This is a genomic window from Pseudomonas sp. LBUM1647, from assembly GCF_059716175.1.
In genome coordinates this window covers 4,214,278-4,231,891 of sequence record NZ_CP166809.1, presented here as the reverse complement: position 1 = coordinate 4,231,891, position 17,614 = coordinate 4,214,278, and the positions used below count along the sequence as shown (strand labels likewise).

Genomic DNA, 17,614 nt, shown 5'->3' with positions numbered 1-17,614 from the left:
CTCCTGCATGCCTTTTTGTTGTTCTTACCGACCTTGATTACTGGGCGTTTTCAGCGGCCAGCTCTTCCAGATCGATATAACGGTTGCCGATGCGTGGGTGCAGGCGGCCGCCATCGGCGCAACCCAGCACCACCACGATTTCGTCGGCACGCGGTGCATCTTCGATTTGCATTTCCAGAGTGATGTAGTGCGAACGCAGGCCTTCGTCGTCCTTGTGCATCATCGGAATCTGGATCGAAGTGCCGGGGCCGCCGCGCTTGTTGGTGAAGCTCAGGTAGCTCTTGGCCTTGACCGCTTCGCGGTAATGGTTGCCAAAGCGCAGGGTGTGGATGACGGCGGAGGCGTGTTCGATTTCACCGTCGGCGCCCACGACAGCAGCCTTGCCATAAGCCTCGATCTTCTCGGCACCGCCGATGATGCCGACCAGGCGCTCGACCATCAGTGCACCGAGGTCGGAGCAGTTGGCGCGAATTTCTGGTTTCAGGTCTTCGACAAAGCCGCGACCCAGCCAGGGGTTTTTCATCACGACGGCCAGCCCGACCATGGTCACTGGCTTATCGGTGGCCTTGCCGCCTTCGATAAAGGTTTCTTCGACATAGCTGACGATCTTGCGGATTTCGAAACTCATGAGCTGCTCCGTGTAGGGTAAGAGTGTCTGTGCGTCTGATGGTATACCATAATACCGGTAGCGCAAGTCCCTGAAATGAGTTTCTGGTCGGACGGTGGTGAAAAGGGAGGAGGGAATGGCTGTTGCCAATAAAAAACCAAAAAAAACCGGCTGATAAGGCCGGGTTTTCCATTGAGTATTAATGCCTGCTACCGCGAGATGATCCCGTGATCGATCGCGTATTTGACCAGGGCCGCCGGTTTGTCGATGTTGAGTTTGCGACGGATGCTCAAGCGATGGGTTTCTACCGTCCGGACGCTGATGTCCAGTTCGCGGGCCATCTCCTTGTTGTTCAGCCCTTGAGCCATCTTGTACAACACCTGGCTCTCGCGCGGTGTCAGCTCGTTGTCGGTATTTTTATCGGCGATGAGCCGCTGGGCGATCTCGGCGCTGTAGAACGTGCCGCCACTGGCGATGGCTTCGATCGCCGCGATGATTTCCCGCGACGGTGAATTCTTCAGTACATAGCCGCTGGCCCCCGCGCGAACGGACTCACTCACGTATTCATTATTGTCGTACATGCTGAGCACCAGCACCTTGAGCGAGGGGTACTGGCTGCGCAACACCCGTGTCAGCTCGAGCCCGTTCATGTCCCGCAGGCTGATGTCGACCAGCAACAGGTCCGGCTGGCAGCGCCCGACCATTTCAATGGCATCCGCGCCACTCTCGGCTTCGCCCACCACTTCCAGGGGGGCCATGACCGCCAGCAGCGCTTTGATCCCGTCGCGGACCAGGGCGTGATCGTCGACCAGGGCGACGCGGATCGGGTAGGGCAGGTTCATCGCGGGCATTCACTCATGTTGTTGTGGGGCCAGTCAGCGTTTTGCGCCGGGCACTTTCATCGGCAGCAGAACGTCCAGCTCACTTCGTCCCGGCATCGAGATCAGGTCGAATCGTCCACCAAAATGCTCGACACGCTCACGGATATTACGCAGGCCAATGCCTGCATGACGACGTTCGACCTGGGCGACGTTGAAACCGATACCGTCATCGACCACCGTCAACCGTACGGAATCTTCGGACCCGTGCAGGGTAATGGAGACGTTTTTAGCCTGGGCGTGTCGTTCAATATTAGTCAGGCCTTCTTGCACGATGCGAAACAGCGAGACCGCTGCCCCATCGACCAAGTGACAGTCGAATTCGTTGTCGTTAAAAGTCACCACCAGGCCGCTGCGTTGCTCGAATTCTGCGGCGAGTTGACCGATCGCCGCCGGCAGGCCCAGGGTGTCGAGCAGCGAGGAACGCAGGTCGTGGGAGAGGCTGCGAACCTCGCCAATCGCTTCCCCCAGGCGTTCCGTGGCGTCTCTCAGCGTACTCAAACCCTTGTCGTGTGCTTGCCCATTCTCGAGCAGATGGCTGGCCAGTTCGAACTGAAACTTGATGGAGACCAGTAGCTGGCTGATGCCGTCGTGCAGTTCACGGGAAACCCGTGAGCGCTCTTCCTCTTGCAAGCTGACGATACGCTGAGTCAGGCGCTGAAGTTTTTTGTCGGCCAGACGATGCTCGCTGACGTTCAGCGTCATGCCGCTGGCGAAGACAAACAGCACCGCCACGAGGGCCACCGCGGCAATCGCCAGCATGGTTTTACGGATGCCCTGGGCCACTTCGTCACGCGCCTGCTGGGTCGCGCGCTCAACGTCTTCAAGGTAGATGCCTGTGCCGAGCATCCAGCCCCAACGATCCAGCATCACCACATAGGCGAGCTTGTCCGTCACTTGGCCGGAAGAGGGTTTGTTCCAGGCGTAGCGCTGAAAACCTTCGCCCGATTGCGCACTTTTGAGCAACGCCTGGATCACGGGCAAACCGTGAGGGTCCTTCATGTCCCACAGGTATTTGCCCACCAGCTCCGACTGGCGCGCGTGCATCAGGCTGCGACCTTCGTGGTCGTAGACGAAGAAGTAGCCATTGATGCCAAAGCTGAGCTTGCGCAGTTCTTCCAGCACTTGTTGCTGTGCGTGCTCATCACCGTGGCCGTCGTCGTACAGCGGCTCGATCAGGCTTTGCGCCATTTCGACGTAGTTCTTAAGTTCTGCGCGCTTGCTGGCCAGAATGCTGTCTTCGATCAGTTGCGCCTGTTGTTCACCCAATTGCCGGTTCATGGAGATCACCAGCGCGCAGATGACGGCGATGGCCAACACCAGCGGCAGAATCCCGAGCGCGACGATTTTGTGTTTGAGCTGCATCTCTGCTCCTGTCCGGACCGAGGGAAGGCGAAGGCCCGGCATCATATGCCAAAGATACGCGCGTCCAGTAGCGGTGCTGGACGGAATGACCTGTGGCTGGCTTGCCGGGTCGCCGCATCGCTGCGATGGCGGCCTTAGGGCCGACCAGGCTGTTGTTGGCTGAGTACATATCCATTTCTGCGGTAACGGCCGCTTAGGGTTTCGCCCTTACGGCGAGTCACTTTTGACAAACGCCTCAAAAGTACCAAAAAGTCTCGCCCCAGCGTCCGGCCCCTCACCTAGGCTCGGCGTTCCTTCGCTCCGGTATCCATCCGGGGACACTGCCCTCCGGTCTGCTTCGCGACGACCTACATGCAGCGTGTTCGACTGCGTCGAACGGCGCTGCGCGCCACTCCCCGGATGAACACCTCCACTCAGCCTCCCGAAGGGGCGGGTGGATCCAGATCAAAAGCTGCAGGCGAGCTAACGCTCGGCCTGTTGAGTGGTGAGGGGCGAAAGGCGTATCCGATCCCTTGTGGGAGCGAGCCTGCTCGCGAAGGCGGGCTGACAGCCAACCAATTACTCGCAGGTGTACACCATTCCCCTGTGGGAGCGGCGTCATCTACGTAGAACTACGTAGGCGCGACGTACGTAGTAACGCGGATTTATTTGTAGACGGCATGCGGGGATATTGGGCCAGCTCCGCACAGCGGACACAATTATAAAAATTACCGCCGCAGTCCACTGGCTGTCGGCAGGAGACACGCTATGCCCCGTCTGGCTAAACACCTCGCCTGGTTTGCCGTGGCTGTCCTGGGAGCGTTTGCGCTAAGTGTCGTGGCCCTGCGCCGCGGTGAAGCGATCAATGCCCTCTGGATCGTAGTCGCAGCAGTCGCTATCTATCTCGTCGCATACCGCTACTACAGCCTGTTCATCGCTACCAAAGTGATGCAACTCGACCCCAATCGTGCCACGCCCGCTGTCGTTAACAATGACGGTCTGGACTACGTGCCGACCAACAAACACGTACTCTTCGGTCACCACTTCGCGGCCATCGCTGGCGCGGGGCCGCTGGTCGGTCCGGTCCTGGCGGCGCAGATGGGTTACCTGCCCGGTACGCTGTGGCTGATTGCCGGCGTGGTGCTGGCCGGTGCCGTTCAGGACTTCATGGTCCTGTTCATGTCCACCCGCCGCAACGGTCGTTCCCTGGGCGACATGGTCCGTGAAGAAATGGGCCGCATCCCCGGGACCATCGCGCTGTTTGGCTGCTTCCTGATCATGATCATCATCCTAGCGGTGCTGGCGCTGATCGTTGTAAAAGCCTTGGCCGAAAGCCCGTGGGGCATTTTCACGGTGATGGCGACCATCCCGATCGCGATGTTCATGGGCATCTACATGCGCTACATCCGCCCGGGTCGCATCGGTGAAATCTCCGTGGTCGGCGTGTTGTTGCTGCTCGGTTCAATTTGGCTGGGCGGGCAGATTGCCGCTGATCCGGTCTGGGCCAAGGCCTTTACCTTCACCGGGATCCAGATCACCTGGATGCTGATCGGTTACGGTTTCGTCGCCGCGGTATTGCCGGTGTGGCTGATTCTGGCGCCGCGGGACTACCTGTCGACCTTCCTGAAGATCGGCACCATCGTGGCCTTGGCGATCGGCATTCTGATCACCATGCCCGACCTGAAAATGCCGGCACTGACCCAGTTCGTCGACGGTACCGGGCCGGTATGGAAGGGCGGTCTGTTCCCGTTCCTGTTCATCACCATCGCCTGTGGCGCGGTTTCCGGTTTCCACGCGCTGATTGCTTCCGGTACCACGCCGAAGTTGTTGGCCAGCGAAGGCCATGCCCGTTACATCGGTTACGGCGGCATGCTGATGGAATCCTTCGTGGCCATCATGGCAATGGTTGCTGCGTCGGTGATCGAACCAGGCGTGTACTTCGCCATGAACAGCCCGGCGGCGCTTGTCGGCTCCGATGCTGTTTCGGTGGCTCAGACCGTCAGTAGCTGGGGCTTTGCGATTACCCCGGAAGCGCTGCAAGCGGTAGCCAAGGACATCGGTGAAACCACCATCCTGGCCCGTGCCGGCGGTGCGCCGACCCTGGCAGTCGGTATCGCGCAGATCCTGCACCATCTTCTGCCGGGTGAAAACACCATGGCGTTCTGGTACCACTTCGCGATCCTGTTCGAAGCGCTGTTCATCCTGACGGCAGTCGATGCCGGTACCCGTGCCGGACGTTTCATGCTGCAGGACTTGCTCGGTTCCTTCGTGCCAGCGCTGAAACGCACTGAATCCTGGACCGCCAACCTGATTGCGACCGCCGGTTGTGTGGCGATGTGGGGTTATCTGCTGTACCAGGGCGTGATCGATCCGCTGGGTGGCATCAACACCTTGTGGCCGTTGTTCGGTATCTCCAACCAGATGCTGGCCGGTATCGCGCTAATGTTGGCGACCGTAGTGCTGATCAAAATGAAACGCCAGCGCTACGTCTGGGTCACCATGCTGCCCGCCGTGTGGTTGCTGATCTGCACCACCACCGCCGGTTTCATCAAGCTGTTCGATGCCAACCCGGCGATCGGTTTCCTGGCCCTGGCCAAGAAGTACAGCGATGCCCTGGCCAACGGTCAGATCCTCGCGCCGGCCAAGAGCATCGACCAGATGCAGCACGTGATCTACAACGCCTACACCAACGCAACGCTGACCGCGCTGTTCTTGCTGGTGGTCTTCAGCATCCTGTTCTTTGCACTCAAGGTCGGTATCTCCGCCTGGGGCACCAAAGAACGTACGGATAAAGAAGCACCATTCCAGGCACTGCCGGACGCTTGATCGAGGATTGCAGCATGTTCAATGACCTGAGTCGCCTCGGTAAATACCTCGGTCAGGCTGCGCGCCTGATGGTCGGAATGCCCGACTACGACACCTACGTCGAGCACATGCAAACCAAGCACCCGGACAAGCCGGTGATGAGTTATGAGGTGTTCTTTCGGGAACGCCAGGAAGCTCGTTACGGAAGCAAGGCTGGGCCGAAGTGCTGTTGATGGTGGGTGGCAGTGATGCCACCTGAATAGCTAATAAAGAACCCGGCTGATGAGGCCGGGTTTTTTTTGAGTGAATGGTGTTGGCCGATCCGTGTTGAGTCAGCTTGCGGGGATGGTTTCGAGCGTTTCGAGATCCAGCAGGGTGAAATAACCACGGTCCGGCCTCCAGCCACCCGTGTCGATGTGAATCACATTGCCCAGGCTGACGGGCATATAAAGCGGCGTATGCCCTACGACCATTGCGCGCAGGCCTTCAATGCCATGCGTCTCCTGCTGATCGATCCGCCTTCGTGACCACATGCAGTAGTGCTGCAGCTCCTGCAGACGCCTGTTGCTTTCCGGCGACTCCAGTTCCTTTCGCAATTGCTGCCATGATGGAAATGGACAATCGGCGTGCACGATGCCGATCAGGCCGTGTGCCGTTTCGACTTCGATCGCGATAGGGAGCTTGGCGAACTGCGCCGCGAATGCTTGCTTCTCAAACAGCGACAGGCCCACGAACCATGAGCCGCCGTTGTCGATCCAGCTGTCGACGTCGCAGGTATCGAAGTACACCACGTAGTCGTCATGGTTGCCTCGCACCGGGTGGAACCATGCCTTGTCCAGCCAATCGAGCGCATCAGGGCACTCGGGCCCACGGTCAATCAGATCGCCAACACTGAACAGGCGATCTACCAAGCGGTTGAACCCGGCTGCATCCAGAGCGTCCTGCAACCGAGTGAAATGGCCATGAATATCACCGACCGCGAAATCTCGGCCGGCAACGTTTGCGGCGAAGCGCTTAACACGCGACATCTCTGAAGTTTCGAGCATGGGAATGCCACTCCGGCAGCTCCCCAACGGGCTAGTCAGTTGAGTTTAGGCCAAGAAGTGGTACTCGACCTTACCGCGTCGGCAGGCAGACCTTTACCGCCTGCCCGACAGGCTGCCCGGATCAAACACTGTCAGAGCAAGTAGGCCGTTGCTTGCCCGAAATGGTTGTCCTGCACACCGGCGATAAGGTGCAGAGGCATGTGTTGCGCATCCATGGATGGAACTTCGAAACTCTCCACTATCTGGGTTTGGCGCTCACTCAGCCCGGTCGACTCTTCGACAAGAGCCTTAGCCATTCTCGCGTGGTTCGCTGCGATTTCATTGAGAGTTGACACGTTACATCTCCCGGTGACTGACCAAGCGCATCGCTGGCGTCCTAAGCGTTAATTAAAGTGCTGCCGCGTCAGAATTACGTCGTTCTGGGGCTGCTGCGAGCGTCTTTTGCAAACCTTAAGCCAGGATTAGTCAAAAAAATCTCGCAGCGCTTCTGATGCGACGAATGGTGGTGGCTGGCTTTTCAGGGGATATTTCCTGAGCCTATAAGGCCGGGGAAAAAGGTGATTAGACGTGCAGAAGTTGTTTTGTTAAAAAAATAGTGCATGGCTGCTATTGACGCGCCAATGCATCTCCATTCGGTTAGATGGAAATCGCCCAACATTGAGCTGGGCAACGATCAATGAGTCTGATGCCGATACAGGGACAAGTAACTGCGACTTTGGCCAACTGCTCGCGCACAAGGCATTGGGCTCATTGATCCCCTTTCTCTTCCACAGGTTGATCCTTTCGAACGAACAATATCGCCCAGTGTTCTGCTGGTTGCTCGGGCGATGCCGCGCTACAGTCACCCCTTTTAGGACAAGGAAGTATCATGTGGATTTTGAAAGTGGCAGTGACTCGACCCATTTTCCGCCAATGGTTGATCACGGCTTCTATCGGCCTTTTTGCAGTGGCGGGCGGTGCACAGGCTCAAACCTCGCCACAGGCAAACCAGGAAATAAAGGGCTTGCTGGACTTTGTGGAGCGCAGTGAGTGTAAGTTCGTGCGCAACGGCAGTGAATACCCTGGACCCCAGGCTCGGGCACATCTTGAAAAGAAGCTGAATTATCTCGAAGGCAAGAACTTGGTGAGCAGCGCAGAAGACTTCATCGACCTCGCTGCCACTAAAAGCAGCATGAATGGCAAAGCCTATGAAGTGCGTTGCTCAACAGGTGTCCAGCCGACGAGCACCTGGCTGAAGACGGAGCTACAGAGCCAACGCCAGCACCATTGAGCCTACTCCCGAAACGAGAAAGCCCAGCGCAACTGCTGGGCTTTTTCGTTTCGGGGATTCGAAAGTCGTGGTCGACGCCGGAGCGGGGGTGAAACGGACTGAATTACAGAACGCTTTCCATAATAGTGATGGAAGACATGCCGAAAGACGATGATTCCACCAAACCCCAAAAACGACAAAGCCCTGACTAATCAGGGCTTTGTCGGTACAAATATGGCGGAGGCGATGTCTGTCATTTTGATGTTCATTGACGTCCATTGAAGTTCTATTTGGTGCGTAAAACAACTTAAAAAACAGTCAGTTATGAAGATTTTTGTCTTTTGTGTTCTGCATGCGCCTACGGAAAGCCAGGGGCCAAGGTATTGGCTGGAGTATGGGCTGAGACTCATCTAGATTGAGTCATTATCCTTTTAAACAGGAGGTGACTGATGGCATCACTGACGACAAAAACCGTAGAGAAAATAATCAGGGCCGGGTTGGCTGGAATGACCAATGATGGCGACGGCCTCTATTTGAAAGTCGGCCGTTCCGGTGGCGCCAGTTGGATCTTTCGCTACAAGATTGCCGGCAAGAGCCGAGACGCAACCCAGCGCAGCTCCTCGCTAGAGTCTGTGTGTGGTCAATGCCCCCTCCATGAAGGGGGCGTTCGACCCAATCGGTCATCGTGAATTACTGCAAAGGATGGTTGATTAGCACGTCCCTGCACCAATCCACGTGAGTCCTTTGTCGCCTGAATGACAGACTTTTTTCGCAGAAGTATTTAGAGAATGTTGCCTTCTGGTCCCAACGACAGACTTTCCAAAAAGTTGTTGGTTGGTTGATCTCATTAGTATCAGTGCTTCCAGGGTGTGGTTCGCGACAGACTTTATTCTTCAATATCACGGCTTCGCCGCACCCAATACCGAGACAACTCGCGCGAGCGCGGTTTCAGCGCCTGCCCGCATGTCCATGGGCTCAGTCGCGAGCCAGATTGAGTCGATGCGGATCATCGCAGCAGATCTCGCAGGAAGGCAAAACACTCCGCTGCATTTTCTGCTGGCCAGCTCAGAACGACTACGCCTTCCTATTGATTCTGTGGGCCGGGCATTGGCTGACAAGAGTTTTGAGGAACAAAGCCGACAGGTTCTGAGCAACCTTGAGCACTGTCTTGCCCGGGCAGGGGTCGATAAATTCAGCTTGGTGCAAGTGCGTGTCTATGTAACCGACATTGATCAATGGCCGACGTTGCCCAACTGCAATTTCATTGCTGAGCGGGCCTACCAGATGCTTGCAACCTCCGACCAATCCAGCGCTACGGATTCACGCCATTTCACATCGTCGATACCGGTTTTTGGAGCGGCAACGACAGCAGATGGATGGCATCTGCCGCCGAGTCAGGTCCTTGCACGTCAGGTTGAAGTATTTCCCGTTGGCTGAGTCAATGAAGCGGGCTCACCGTCGACCCTCCCGGCCTCACGCCGCGTTCAACTTGCCGTATTGGCCGGAGAAGAATAGTAGCGGCCGCGCCTGTTCTGCTTCGACGAGTTCGACCACCTCAGCGATGTACAGTTGGTGGTCGCCAGCCGCATGGATCTGGACCACCCGAGCAACAATGTGGGCCAGACTGCCCTCGATGATTGGCACGCCCTGAACCTCGTTCATGGCCACGTCCAATCCCTCCACGGTACGCCCGGCGAAGTGGCCGCTAAGGTGCTCCTGTTGTTCGGTCAAAAAGTTCACGCCGTAACAGTCGCCTTGCTTGATGTGGTTGCAAAAGCGTGACTCGTTCTTGATCGACACCAGGATCAGTTGCGGCTCCAGTGACACCGACAGGAACGCATTGGCCGTCATACCCGCCGGTTGGTTTTCCCGTTCGTAGGTCACCACTGTTACACCCGTGGCAAAGCGACCCATCACGCGGCGAAACTTGGCAGCGTCATTGTGTGCATTATTCATTGTCATTCTCCATTCGTTTGCCGAGCGGCCAGTGCGCGTGGCCGCTGCCTGAATCGTGCATTTACACCAGAGGTGTATTGGCCTCTTTGCCACACAGGATTCGTCCAAACAGTTCCAGGTTGGTGGAGGTGCACACCACACCGTGCAGATTGGCCACTCTGGCGTCGCGCCACAGGCGGTTGAACGGGTTGGAAGTACCCGCCAGCGAACCGCCGCTGGCTGTGGCCAGCAGGTCGACGCCTTCCCAGATCAACTGGCTGGCATAACCAGTGTCGCGGCGGATGCGCGCGCGGGTTTGTCGGTCCATCGCCGAACCGCGAGCGGCACAGGTGTCGATTTCGTCCACGCAGCGCTCCACCACCAGCCGTGCAGCATCGAACTTGGCCGAGGCCTCACCGACCTGCAGGTGGGTCACTGCAGCCTCGTCCTGTTGGCTGTACCAGGTGTACTGAATGCCGCGGCCGGGCAGTTTGGCGAGAAAAGTTTCCAGTGCTGCCTTGGCGATGCCCAGGGCCGGAAACACCAGGATGATGGCCAGCAGCGGGATGAACGCGCCACGATAAAGCGCTTCACCTTGCAGGTGTGTGGACGCGTAATCGCCGACGATGGCTTTGGATACCGAAGCGATGCGCTCATCGGGTACAAACAGATTTTTTACCGACACCGAGGTACTGCCGCTACCGCGCAGTGCCATGGTGTCCCAATCGTGCAACAGGGTGATGTCCTGGATCGGGATGAGTGCCAGCCCCTGGTCCACGGTTTCACCTGCTTCGTTGACGATCGGAATCCCCAGCAGGTCCCACTGTGCGTGGTACACGCCGCTGTTGAATCCCCACAGGCCTTCTTCGATGAGGATACCGCCTGCCTGGCGCTTGACCTTGGCTTTGCGTGGCGACAGCACACCGCTGCTGCGCACCTTGCCGCCGCTGGCGAAGATGGGGTCGCTGACTGCTTTGGGATATAGGGTTGCGACCATCCAGTTACAAATATTGATCAGCGCGCAGGCCCAGCCGGCCGAGGCATCTCCACGGCCGATTTCGCTGACCACTTCCATGTAGGTTCTGACGCTGGTTTGCAGGCCGCCATGCTGGCGTGGAATCATCAGGTCGAAGGCGCCGATGGCGTCGAGGTCGGCCACAGTGTTTTCGGGCAGACGGGCCAGCTCATCGACTTCACGGGTACGCGAGCGCAAGGTCTCGACCAAACCGCTGGCGCGGGCAATAAGATCGCTGCTATCGATGTGGGCGTCGACAACCGCATTGTGGAGGACGGAATTCATGGCTTTTCCTGTTATTGGGATTATTTGGATGAGCATGTGACACAATAGTGACGAATCCGTCACGGTGACGAATTCGATACTAATTAAAATATATTTTTACCGTCAAGATATATATTCATCTAGGCGAGTGGGCGATTTGATGCAAAAAGGCATAACGCAAATGGAAAATCCGGCCACAGTGAGAGAGGACATGGACGCACCGCAGGATCACCGAACCGTGACCGCTCGGCGCAAACGTGATGCGATGCGCGCCCGAATACTCTCGGCGACCATGGACTTGCTGGCCGACCCTGCAAAGGTTTCGGTGAGCATCGAGGATGTTGCCCGGGTGGCGCAGATTTCCCGAGGAGCGTTCTACAAACACTTTGCTTCACTGGAGGAGGCATTGGCTGCCATAGGCCAGGAAGCCACCGACGGCATGACCCTGCACATCCTGCCCGTGTACGACGTGCTGACTCATCCGTTGGAGCGCATCAGCACGGCGATGCGGCTTTTTCTGCTTCGTGCGCATACCGACCGTCGCTGGGCGGCATTTTTCCTGAGGGCCGAGTTAGTGCAGCACGAGTCGATCCTGCTGGAGTACGTATTCGCCGACCTGGAGGCGGGGCGAGTCGCGGGCTTGCTTGAACTGCCCTCGATGCAGGCAGGCGTCGATGCGCTGATCGGCGCGACGCTGGAAGGGGTCCGTAGCATGACCCAGCGCAAAGTGGACGACCCGGAGGTCTACATCGACGCGGTCATTTTGATGGTGCTGCGCGGTTTCGGTGTGGCGAACGCCCAGGCGCAGGAGGCCGTGGCGTTTTCCAAGGTCTACCTGCAGGCGGGAGTGGCATCGGCTGCGGGTGACCCGGCGAGCCCCCACACTAATGCGCCTTGACTTCGATCGCTTGGCTATGGAGATCGTGTTGCCTGCATGATCTGGCGGCGATTCCCCCATCAAAGCGAAACATGAACGCCGGGAGGGTGGCGCAGCGCAGCGATCGTGGAATCAGGGAATGTTCAACGGCGTAGCGGTAGCCTTGATTTGAACGGCAACCTCAATCGTGCCAGCAGCGATACCAACCGTTGTTCTCGGTGATTTGTAGCCTGGTCTGATACAGCTCCGACAAGTTTTTACTCGTCAGAATGTCGGGTTTTGGGCCGTCAGCAATAATTTGTCCTCGGTTGATCAGCACCACGCGGTCGATTTCGGGAATGATCTCGTCAACGTGGTGAGTGGTGATGATCAATGATCGGCCCTCACTGCAAAAGCTACGCAACAGCGTCAGCATCGCCAGGCTGGCGCCCATGTCCAAGCCATTGGCGGGCTCATCGAAAATCAACGCCTCGGGATGATGAACAAGCGCTCGGGCCAGCAGGAGGCGCCGTTTCTGGCCGGTTGAGAGGCGTTGGAACATGCAGGCTTCAGCCTGTGCAATCCCAAGCCTGGCCATCATTCCCCGCGCCTGATCGACCTGGATATTCGTCGGTTGAAGGTGTTCATGACGGCCAATGGCACCGAAAAACCCAGAAACGACAACCTCTAATGCCGTGGTATAGGGCGTGTAGTTCTCTTGCAGGTCGTGCGAAACAAAGCCGATCCTGTCCCGCAGCTGCCAAAGATGAATGGTTTCGCTGTCAAAAAGCTTCAGGTAGCTGCCTTCCTGCGCAACGGGATACAACTCCCGGTTGATCAGTTTAAGCAGGGTGCTTTTTCCCGCGCCGTTGGGGCCCAGGATTGCCACGCGCTCGTGCGGCTCAATATTCAACGACAACCGATTGAGAACCCGTGTCTGTTGCTGGTACGCGGTGATTTGGTGGAATTCGATCATGTATAAAACCTTGCGCAAAGAATGCTGAACGCCCGAGCTAGAGGCGAAACCGGTTGATGTGCCCGCGCAGGCCCGTGGCCAGGAGCGACAGTTCTTCGCTGGTCGAATGAATCTGTATAGCGCCCGCCGAGGTTTGCACCGACAGATCACGAATGCTGATCAAGCTCCGGTCAATTTCTCGAGAGACTTGGGCTTGCTGCTCCGACGCACTGGCGATGACGATGTTCATTTGACTGATGGACTCGACAGCAACGGTCACCTGTTGCAATGCCGAATCCGCTTCTTGAGCAAGGCCTAAGGTTGAGTGGACACGATCCGTGCTCAATTGCATGGAGGACAGCGTGTGCGTCGCCACGCTGCGTAACTCGCTGACCATCTCCTCGATCTCGCCCGTCGATTGTTGCGTCCTGAATGCCAATGCCCGCACTTCCTCGGCGACGACAGCGAAACCTCGACCCGCTTCGCCGGCCCGGGCGGCTTCAATGGCGGCGTTAAGCGCCAGGAGGTTAGTCTGCTCGGCAATTGACCGTATCACTTCAAGCACCCGGTTAATGCCGGACACGCTGCTTGCAAGTGCCTCTACGCGATCAGCGGTAATCGAAATGCGCTCTGCTAATACCGAGAGCGACTCAAGTGTCTCGACAACGCGGGCTTTACCGGTTTGTGCCGCGACATCCGTGGTTCGTGAAGCCTGTGCCGTTGCCGATGCGTTTCTCGCCACTTCATCGACTGCAGCAGTCATTTCATTCACGGCCGTGGCGGCTTGCTCGATTTCCCTGTTCTGTTCCTGAAGCCCGCTCGTAGCGGTCGCTATCACTGAATGAAACTGCTGCGAGGACGAGGCCAGTAGTGTAGAAGAGTCCGTTATACGCAGAACGGTGTCGTGAAGATTGCCCTGCATGGCCTTCAATGCTCGAAGCAATAAAGCTGGCTCATCGTTCCCCGTATCGTCGATTGAAGAGGTCAAATCACCTTGCGCAATGTTCTCCGCTACCTTAAGAGCGTCGAGCAGAGGCTGGTTAATACTTCTGGTGTAGAGCGTCGCCAACAGTACCGTCAGCAGGGCGGCCAGTGCCATTGCCGCAATGACCCCGGTCACGACTCGATCACGTGTCTGCTGTTCGTTTTCAGCTGCCTGGTGATAATGCGTCAGATAAAAATCCAGCAGTTGACCCGAGCTTGCACCCAGCTCCATGGCAAATTTATCGATAGGCCCGTTGAGTATTTCTGTAGCTGGCTGCTGTAGACCCGCTGCTGCCAGTCGGATCACTTCAAGCTGTTCATGCCGGAACGCTTTCGAGGCGACCAAGTAGCGTTCGAAGATTTGCTGCTCCGACTTTTCGTGCAGGTGCGCGGCAAAATCATCTTGCTGCTGTCGAACGCTTTCGAGTACTTGCTTCAACGCAGTCTGATTGGCGGCCAAGGCAACGGGATCCTGTAGAACAACCATCCTGAAGGTCATTATTCCGGCTCGATCCTCCGTTGTGTTCAACGCTGCAAGCCGGATGATTGCGGGGACCCAGACCTCTCTGATGGCTTCGGACTGCACGCTCATTTGCTTGACCATACTCAATGAGAATAGGCCAAGCAGCAGGACGACCAAGCCAATCAAGCCAAAGCCGAAAATTGAGCGCGGTGCCAACTTCATTTTTCTGAAAAACAACGGATTTGTCCTCAAAGAAGGGGGGCGCAGCGTGCGCATTGATGGACGCTTTGTTTTTTTTGCCGCTGTCTTAGCGAACATCAGATGAGATGGCGCCGGCTTGTGGCCGGCGCCTTGCTTCGATGAAACGCTTAAGGGATAAATCAGCGCCGGGCGATCGTGGCGCCTGACGCTGGCACGCTCATCGTGTGCGTGGCGCGGGAGAGCTGTTCTTGAACAAACAATCCCATTCCGACCTCCTGTCGCTCCCCGGGTGGAGAGTGAATTTTGTTAAACGCTGTCGATGCCTTCGACCCTAGGCTCGGCCACTCTGGCGGGTGCGGTTTCACGTAAACAGGTCGCGACCAGCAACCCGACCACCACCGCGCCGAGTGCCAGATACATCGTGTTTTCGATCCCGTGATGCTGTGCGATATAACCCGCGATAGCCGGCGCGACACCGCCGCCAAAAATCTCACCAATGCCCACCACCAACCCGGTAGCGGTCGACGTCAGCGCGGCCGGCACCGATTCACTGGTAAGTGGCCCGACCGTCATGCAGATCATGCTGAAGTTGAAGAAAATCGTCAGAAACAGTAGCGCGAACAACTTGACCGGCTCGGCACCAGTGCCCATCAGCAACCAAAGAAATACGCCGGTGGCGACGAACGAAATGAGCACCACCGGTTTACGGCCGATGCGGTCTGACACAGCAGGCATGATCAATTGCCCGAGAAAACCACCCAGGCCAATGGCCGACATGACGAAGCCCATCTGCTGTACTTCCAGGTGCAAATAGTCCATCAAGTAGTTAGGCATCATCACGCTGATCACGAACAGGCAGGTCAGCATGCAGAACATGCCGACGATGTTCAGCAGCACGTTGCGATAGCGCAGTGCATCCAGCCAGCTCGGGTGATCCACTGCGGCACTGGCTTCGGCTTTTTTCGGAGTGGCTGCGCGCGTTTCCCGCAAGTAACGGTACATCGCCAATGCCAGCAAGAAACCCGGCAGCGAAACGATGACGAACACCCAGCGCCACGAAGGCACGACGAGTAACAGCTGTGTGGCGAGAATGGGCGCGAGACCCAAGCCGAGGATCGGGAAAAACGCCTGCTGAATGCCGATGTTCATCCCGCGCCGGCGAGGATGCGATGACTCTGCCGTGGCCGCCAGGGCTGTTGGGGTGAAGGCGCCTTCAGATATGCCCATGATCGCGCGGATCAGCATCAACCCGCCGATACCGGTGGCCAGGCCGGACAGCCCCGCGAGCAGCGAGAACACCAGCACCGCCGGGATCAGCACCTTGCGCCGCCCGATTCGATCGGACAGTCGGCCCATGAAAATCGAAGAAATCCCCCAGGCCAGGCCCAGGACGGCGGTCACATTACCGAGGTCCTGATAGTCCAGGCCGAGGTCTTTCATCATTACCGGGAACAGCGGCAGGATGATGAACCGGTCCAGGCCCACCAGGCCGAAACCCAGTGCCAGCAAGGCCACCGCTTTGAACTCGTAGCGAACATCCCACGCATGCTTATTGTTGTTCATGGTTGTTACTCGGATAGAGTTGAGGAGGGCAGCCGCATCGCCAACCGGCTGCCAGGGTGCTTAGAAATAAACCAGCGCTTCGACCAGTCCGGTCAGTTGCGTGCGATCGCGCCCGGCGCCGAACGGGTGATCGTCGGCATTGCCGTCGAACACGTCGTAACGCACTTCGGGACGCAGCGAGATGTACTTGTTCAGGTCGTAACGCAGGCCGGCGGTGACGGCGTTGAAGTTGCCGCGGGCGATGGAGGCGGGCAGCAGGATGAAACCGTCAGGGTCGGCGAAATGCTCGGCACGTACCGAGTAGGAAAGGTCCGGTCGCTGCTGGTAAGTGAGCACGGCGTTGGCGCCCCACCAATGCGCGCCATCGAAACCGGGGCCGTTGATGATGTCGACGGTGCTGGCTTTGCCGTCACCGTCCTGGTGGCCGTAGACCACTTCGGCGCCCATCGACCAGTTCGAGTCGAAGCGATGCCAGCCGTTGAGCGAGTGTTGTTGTTTGAACTGACCTTCTGGCGACACCAGGCGCGACGTTGGAGCCTGCACATCGCTGAAGCTGTCGTTCTGTTCATCGCCCAGGATGAACTCATAGTCCACCCAGGTCTGCATGTCCGCAGTACGCCAACGCAAGGCCCCCATCATCGACTTCTGGTCGTTGTTATCGCGCAGGTTGTTCCAACCCTGGACGACGCCCAATTCGGCGCCAAGGATCGACGATTCACCGTTGTACAATCGCGTGCCGAGAAGCACGCCACTTACGGTTCCCGGCTCGCTAACGAAGGCGTAAGTCTTGCTGGCAAACGGGTTACGCGCGGCACGAATGTTGGGCGGGATTTCGTAGCCCAAGGCAGGGCCGAATACCCCGGCCATGGCAGTTATTCCAGGGCCGTAAGGCAGGTAGGCGGTGGCGGCGATGTTGGGGATGGCAAGGAATTTCTGCTTGTCGCGCTGGGCTTTGGCCAGATCGTTGTCGCCCGGTGAGTTGACGTCCCAGTGCATGTCCCAACCCGTGGTGCGGGCGAACTGGGCATTACGCCCGTAGTTCATTTCGAAGGTGAAACCGAAGGAGGCTTCGCTCGGCGCAGGACCTGGCAACGGCGTGATGCGTGGCACCATGGTGCCCTTCAGTGACTTGTCGACGAACAGATGCAAGCTACCCCATTCCAGCCCCTCGTCTGCGAAACCAACCACCGGGAGATTGCTCAAACCGTCCTGACGCTGATCATGCGTCGACCGATTATTGCGAGAGTAAGCGGCGTCAAAAAGGCCTGAGACCTGAATCCCATAATCCTTTTCCAGAGTGTCTCCAAACACGCTACGAAACAGCGTACCTTCACCCGTTTCAGGGGCCTCGGATGCGTGTGTGTTGAGCGTTGCGAAGGCGGCCAGAACCGCACCAAGCGTTTTCACCTTGATGTTGATCATTATCTGTCTCTTGTTTTTGTTGTCAGA

Annotated in this window: 17 protein-coding genes and 1 pseudogene; 6 read left to right on the top strand and 12 right to left on the bottom strand. The window is 57.6% G+C overall.

All coding sequences use genetic code 11. From position 1 onward, the window contains the following. Positions 1–37: 37 nt before the first annotated feature. From ACA059_RS19185 to ACA059_RS19175, 3 genes are all read right to left on the bottom strand, one after another. On the bottom strand, positions 38–628 hold the full coding sequence (locus ACA059_RS19185; RefSeq protein WP_003182108.1) for an amino acid synthesis family protein: 591 nt from the start codon (positions 626–628) through the stop codon (positions 38–40). Positions 629–816: 188 nt separating this feature from the next. After that, positions 817–1,449, bottom strand: coding sequence for a response regulator (locus tag ACA059_RS19180; protein ID WP_033057767.1), 633 nt, complete (start codon positions 1,447–1,449; stop codon positions 817–819). 33 nt (positions 1,450–1,482) lie between these two features. Further along, positions 1,483–2,850, bottom strand: a complete 1,368-nt coding sequence (locus ACA059_RS19175) for a cache domain-containing protein (RefSeq protein ID WP_497630560.1) — start codon at positions 2,848–2,850, stop codon at positions 1,483–1,485. A gap of 747 nt (positions 2,851–3,597) precedes the next feature. Between ACA059_RS19175 and ACA059_RS19170 the strand changes: the two genes are divergently transcribed. Continuing rightward, on the top strand, positions 3,598–5,655 hold the full coding sequence (locus tag ACA059_RS19170; RefSeq protein ID WP_497630559.1) for a carbon starvation CstA family protein: 2,058 nt from the start codon (positions 3,598–3,600) through the stop codon (positions 5,653–5,655). Between the two features lie 14 nt (positions 5,656–5,669). Next, positions 5,670–5,867: a YbdD/YjiX family protein gene (locus ACA059_RS19165; RefSeq protein ID WP_007900300.1), complete on the top strand. Its 198-nt coding sequence runs from the start codon at positions 5,670–5,672 to the stop codon at positions 5,865–5,867. Between the two features lie 99 nt (positions 5,868–5,966). Here the strand turns inward: ACA059_RS19165 and ACA059_RS19160 are convergent, their stop codons facing one another. Both ACA059_RS19160 and ACA059_RS19155 read right to left on the bottom strand, forming a co-directional pair. Beyond that, positions 5,967–6,680, bottom strand: coding sequence for a metallophosphoesterase (locus tag ACA059_RS19160; RefSeq protein ID WP_497630558.1), 714 nt, complete (start codon positions 6,678–6,680; stop codon positions 5,967–5,969). Between the two features lie 131 nt (positions 6,681–6,811). After that, on the bottom strand, positions 6,812–7,015 hold the full coding sequence (locus ACA059_RS19155) for a hypothetical protein (RefSeq protein WP_497630557.1): 204 nt from the start codon (positions 7,013–7,015) through the stop codon (positions 6,812–6,814). 533 nt (positions 7,016–7,548) lie between these two features. Here ACA059_RS19155 and ACA059_RS19150 point away from each other — a divergent pair. From ACA059_RS19150 to ACA059_RS19140, 3 genes are all read left to right on the top strand, one after another. Beyond that, positions 7,549–7,950, top strand: coding sequence for a YfeK family protein (locus ACA059_RS19150; RefSeq protein WP_497630556.1), 402 nt, complete (start codon positions 7,549–7,551; stop codon positions 7,948–7,950). A gap of 428 nt (positions 7,951–8,378) precedes the next feature. Next, a complete protein-coding gene (locus ACA059_RS19145) occupies positions 8,379–8,618 on the top strand; it encodes an Arm DNA-binding domain-containing protein (RefSeq protein ID WP_497630554.1) in 240 nt (79 codons plus the stop codon). A 145-nt stretch (positions 8,619–8,763) separates the two neighbouring features. Further along, on the top strand, positions 8,764–9,366 hold the full coding sequence (locus tag ACA059_RS19140; protein WP_497630553.1) for a RidA family protein: 603 nt from the start codon (positions 8,764–8,766) through the stop codon (positions 9,364–9,366). A 36-nt stretch (positions 9,367–9,402) separates the two neighbouring features. Here ACA059_RS19140 and ACA059_RS19135 read toward each other — a convergent pair whose 3' ends face one another. Continuing rightward, on the bottom strand, positions 9,403–9,885 hold the full coding sequence (locus ACA059_RS19135) for a flavin reductase family protein (protein WP_497630552.1): 483 nt from the start codon (positions 9,883–9,885) through the stop codon (positions 9,403–9,405). Between the two features lie 61 nt (positions 9,886–9,946). Further along, positions 9,947–11,164 (bottom strand): acyl-CoA dehydrogenase family protein, encoded by a 1,218-nt coding sequence (locus ACA059_RS19130; protein WP_497630550.1) that lies wholly within the window; start codon positions 11,162–11,164, stop codon positions 9,947–9,949. Positions 11,165–11,354: 190 nt separating this feature from the next. Between ACA059_RS19130 and ACA059_RS19125 the strand changes: the two genes are divergently transcribed. After that, positions 11,355–12,041 carry a TetR/AcrR family transcriptional regulator gene (locus ACA059_RS19125; protein ID WP_497630549.1) on the top strand — a complete coding sequence of 229 codons (687 nt, stop codon included), beginning with the start codon at positions 11,355–11,357 and terminating at the stop codon, positions 12,039–12,041. A 160-nt stretch (positions 12,042–12,201) separates the two neighbouring features. On the opposite strand, the gene ACA059_RS19120 is transcribed toward ACA059_RS19125, so the two are convergent. The 5 genes and pseudogenes from ACA059_RS19120 to ACA059_RS19100 all read right to left on the bottom strand — a co-directional run bounded on the left by ACA059_RS19120 (position 12,202) and on the right by ACA059_RS19100 (position 17,587). Continuing rightward, the gene (locus tag ACA059_RS19120) at positions 12,202–12,975 is read right to left on the bottom strand and encodes an ABC transporter ATP-binding protein (RefSeq protein WP_497630548.1); all 774 of its coding nucleotides are present in this window, start codon (positions 12,973–12,975) and stop codon (positions 12,202–12,204) included. 37 nt (positions 12,976–13,012) lie between these two features. Continuing rightward, positions 13,013–13,876, bottom strand: a complete 864-nt coding sequence (locus ACA059_RS19115; RefSeq protein WP_497634697.1) for a methyl-accepting chemotaxis protein — start codon at positions 13,874–13,876, stop codon at positions 13,013–13,015. Further along, positions 13,868–14,623 (bottom strand): annotated as a pseudogene (locus ACA059_RS19110) (MCP four helix bundle domain-containing protein); the annotation flags it as partial. The pseudogene ACA059_RS19110 and the gene ACA059_RS19115, both read right to left, overlap by 9 nt. Positions 14,624–14,908: 285 nt before the next feature. After that, on the bottom strand, positions 14,909–16,165 hold the full coding sequence (locus tag ACA059_RS19105; RefSeq protein ID WP_497630547.1) for an MFS transporter: 1,257 nt from the start codon (positions 16,163–16,165) through the stop codon (positions 14,909–14,911). Positions 16,166–16,225: 60 nt separating this feature from the next. Continuing rightward, positions 16,226–17,587: an outer membrane beta-barrel protein gene (locus ACA059_RS19100; RefSeq protein WP_497630546.1), complete on the bottom strand. Its 1,362-nt coding sequence runs from the start codon at positions 17,585–17,587 to the stop codon at positions 16,226–16,228. Between the last annotated feature and the right edge of the window lie 27 nt (positions 17,588–17,614).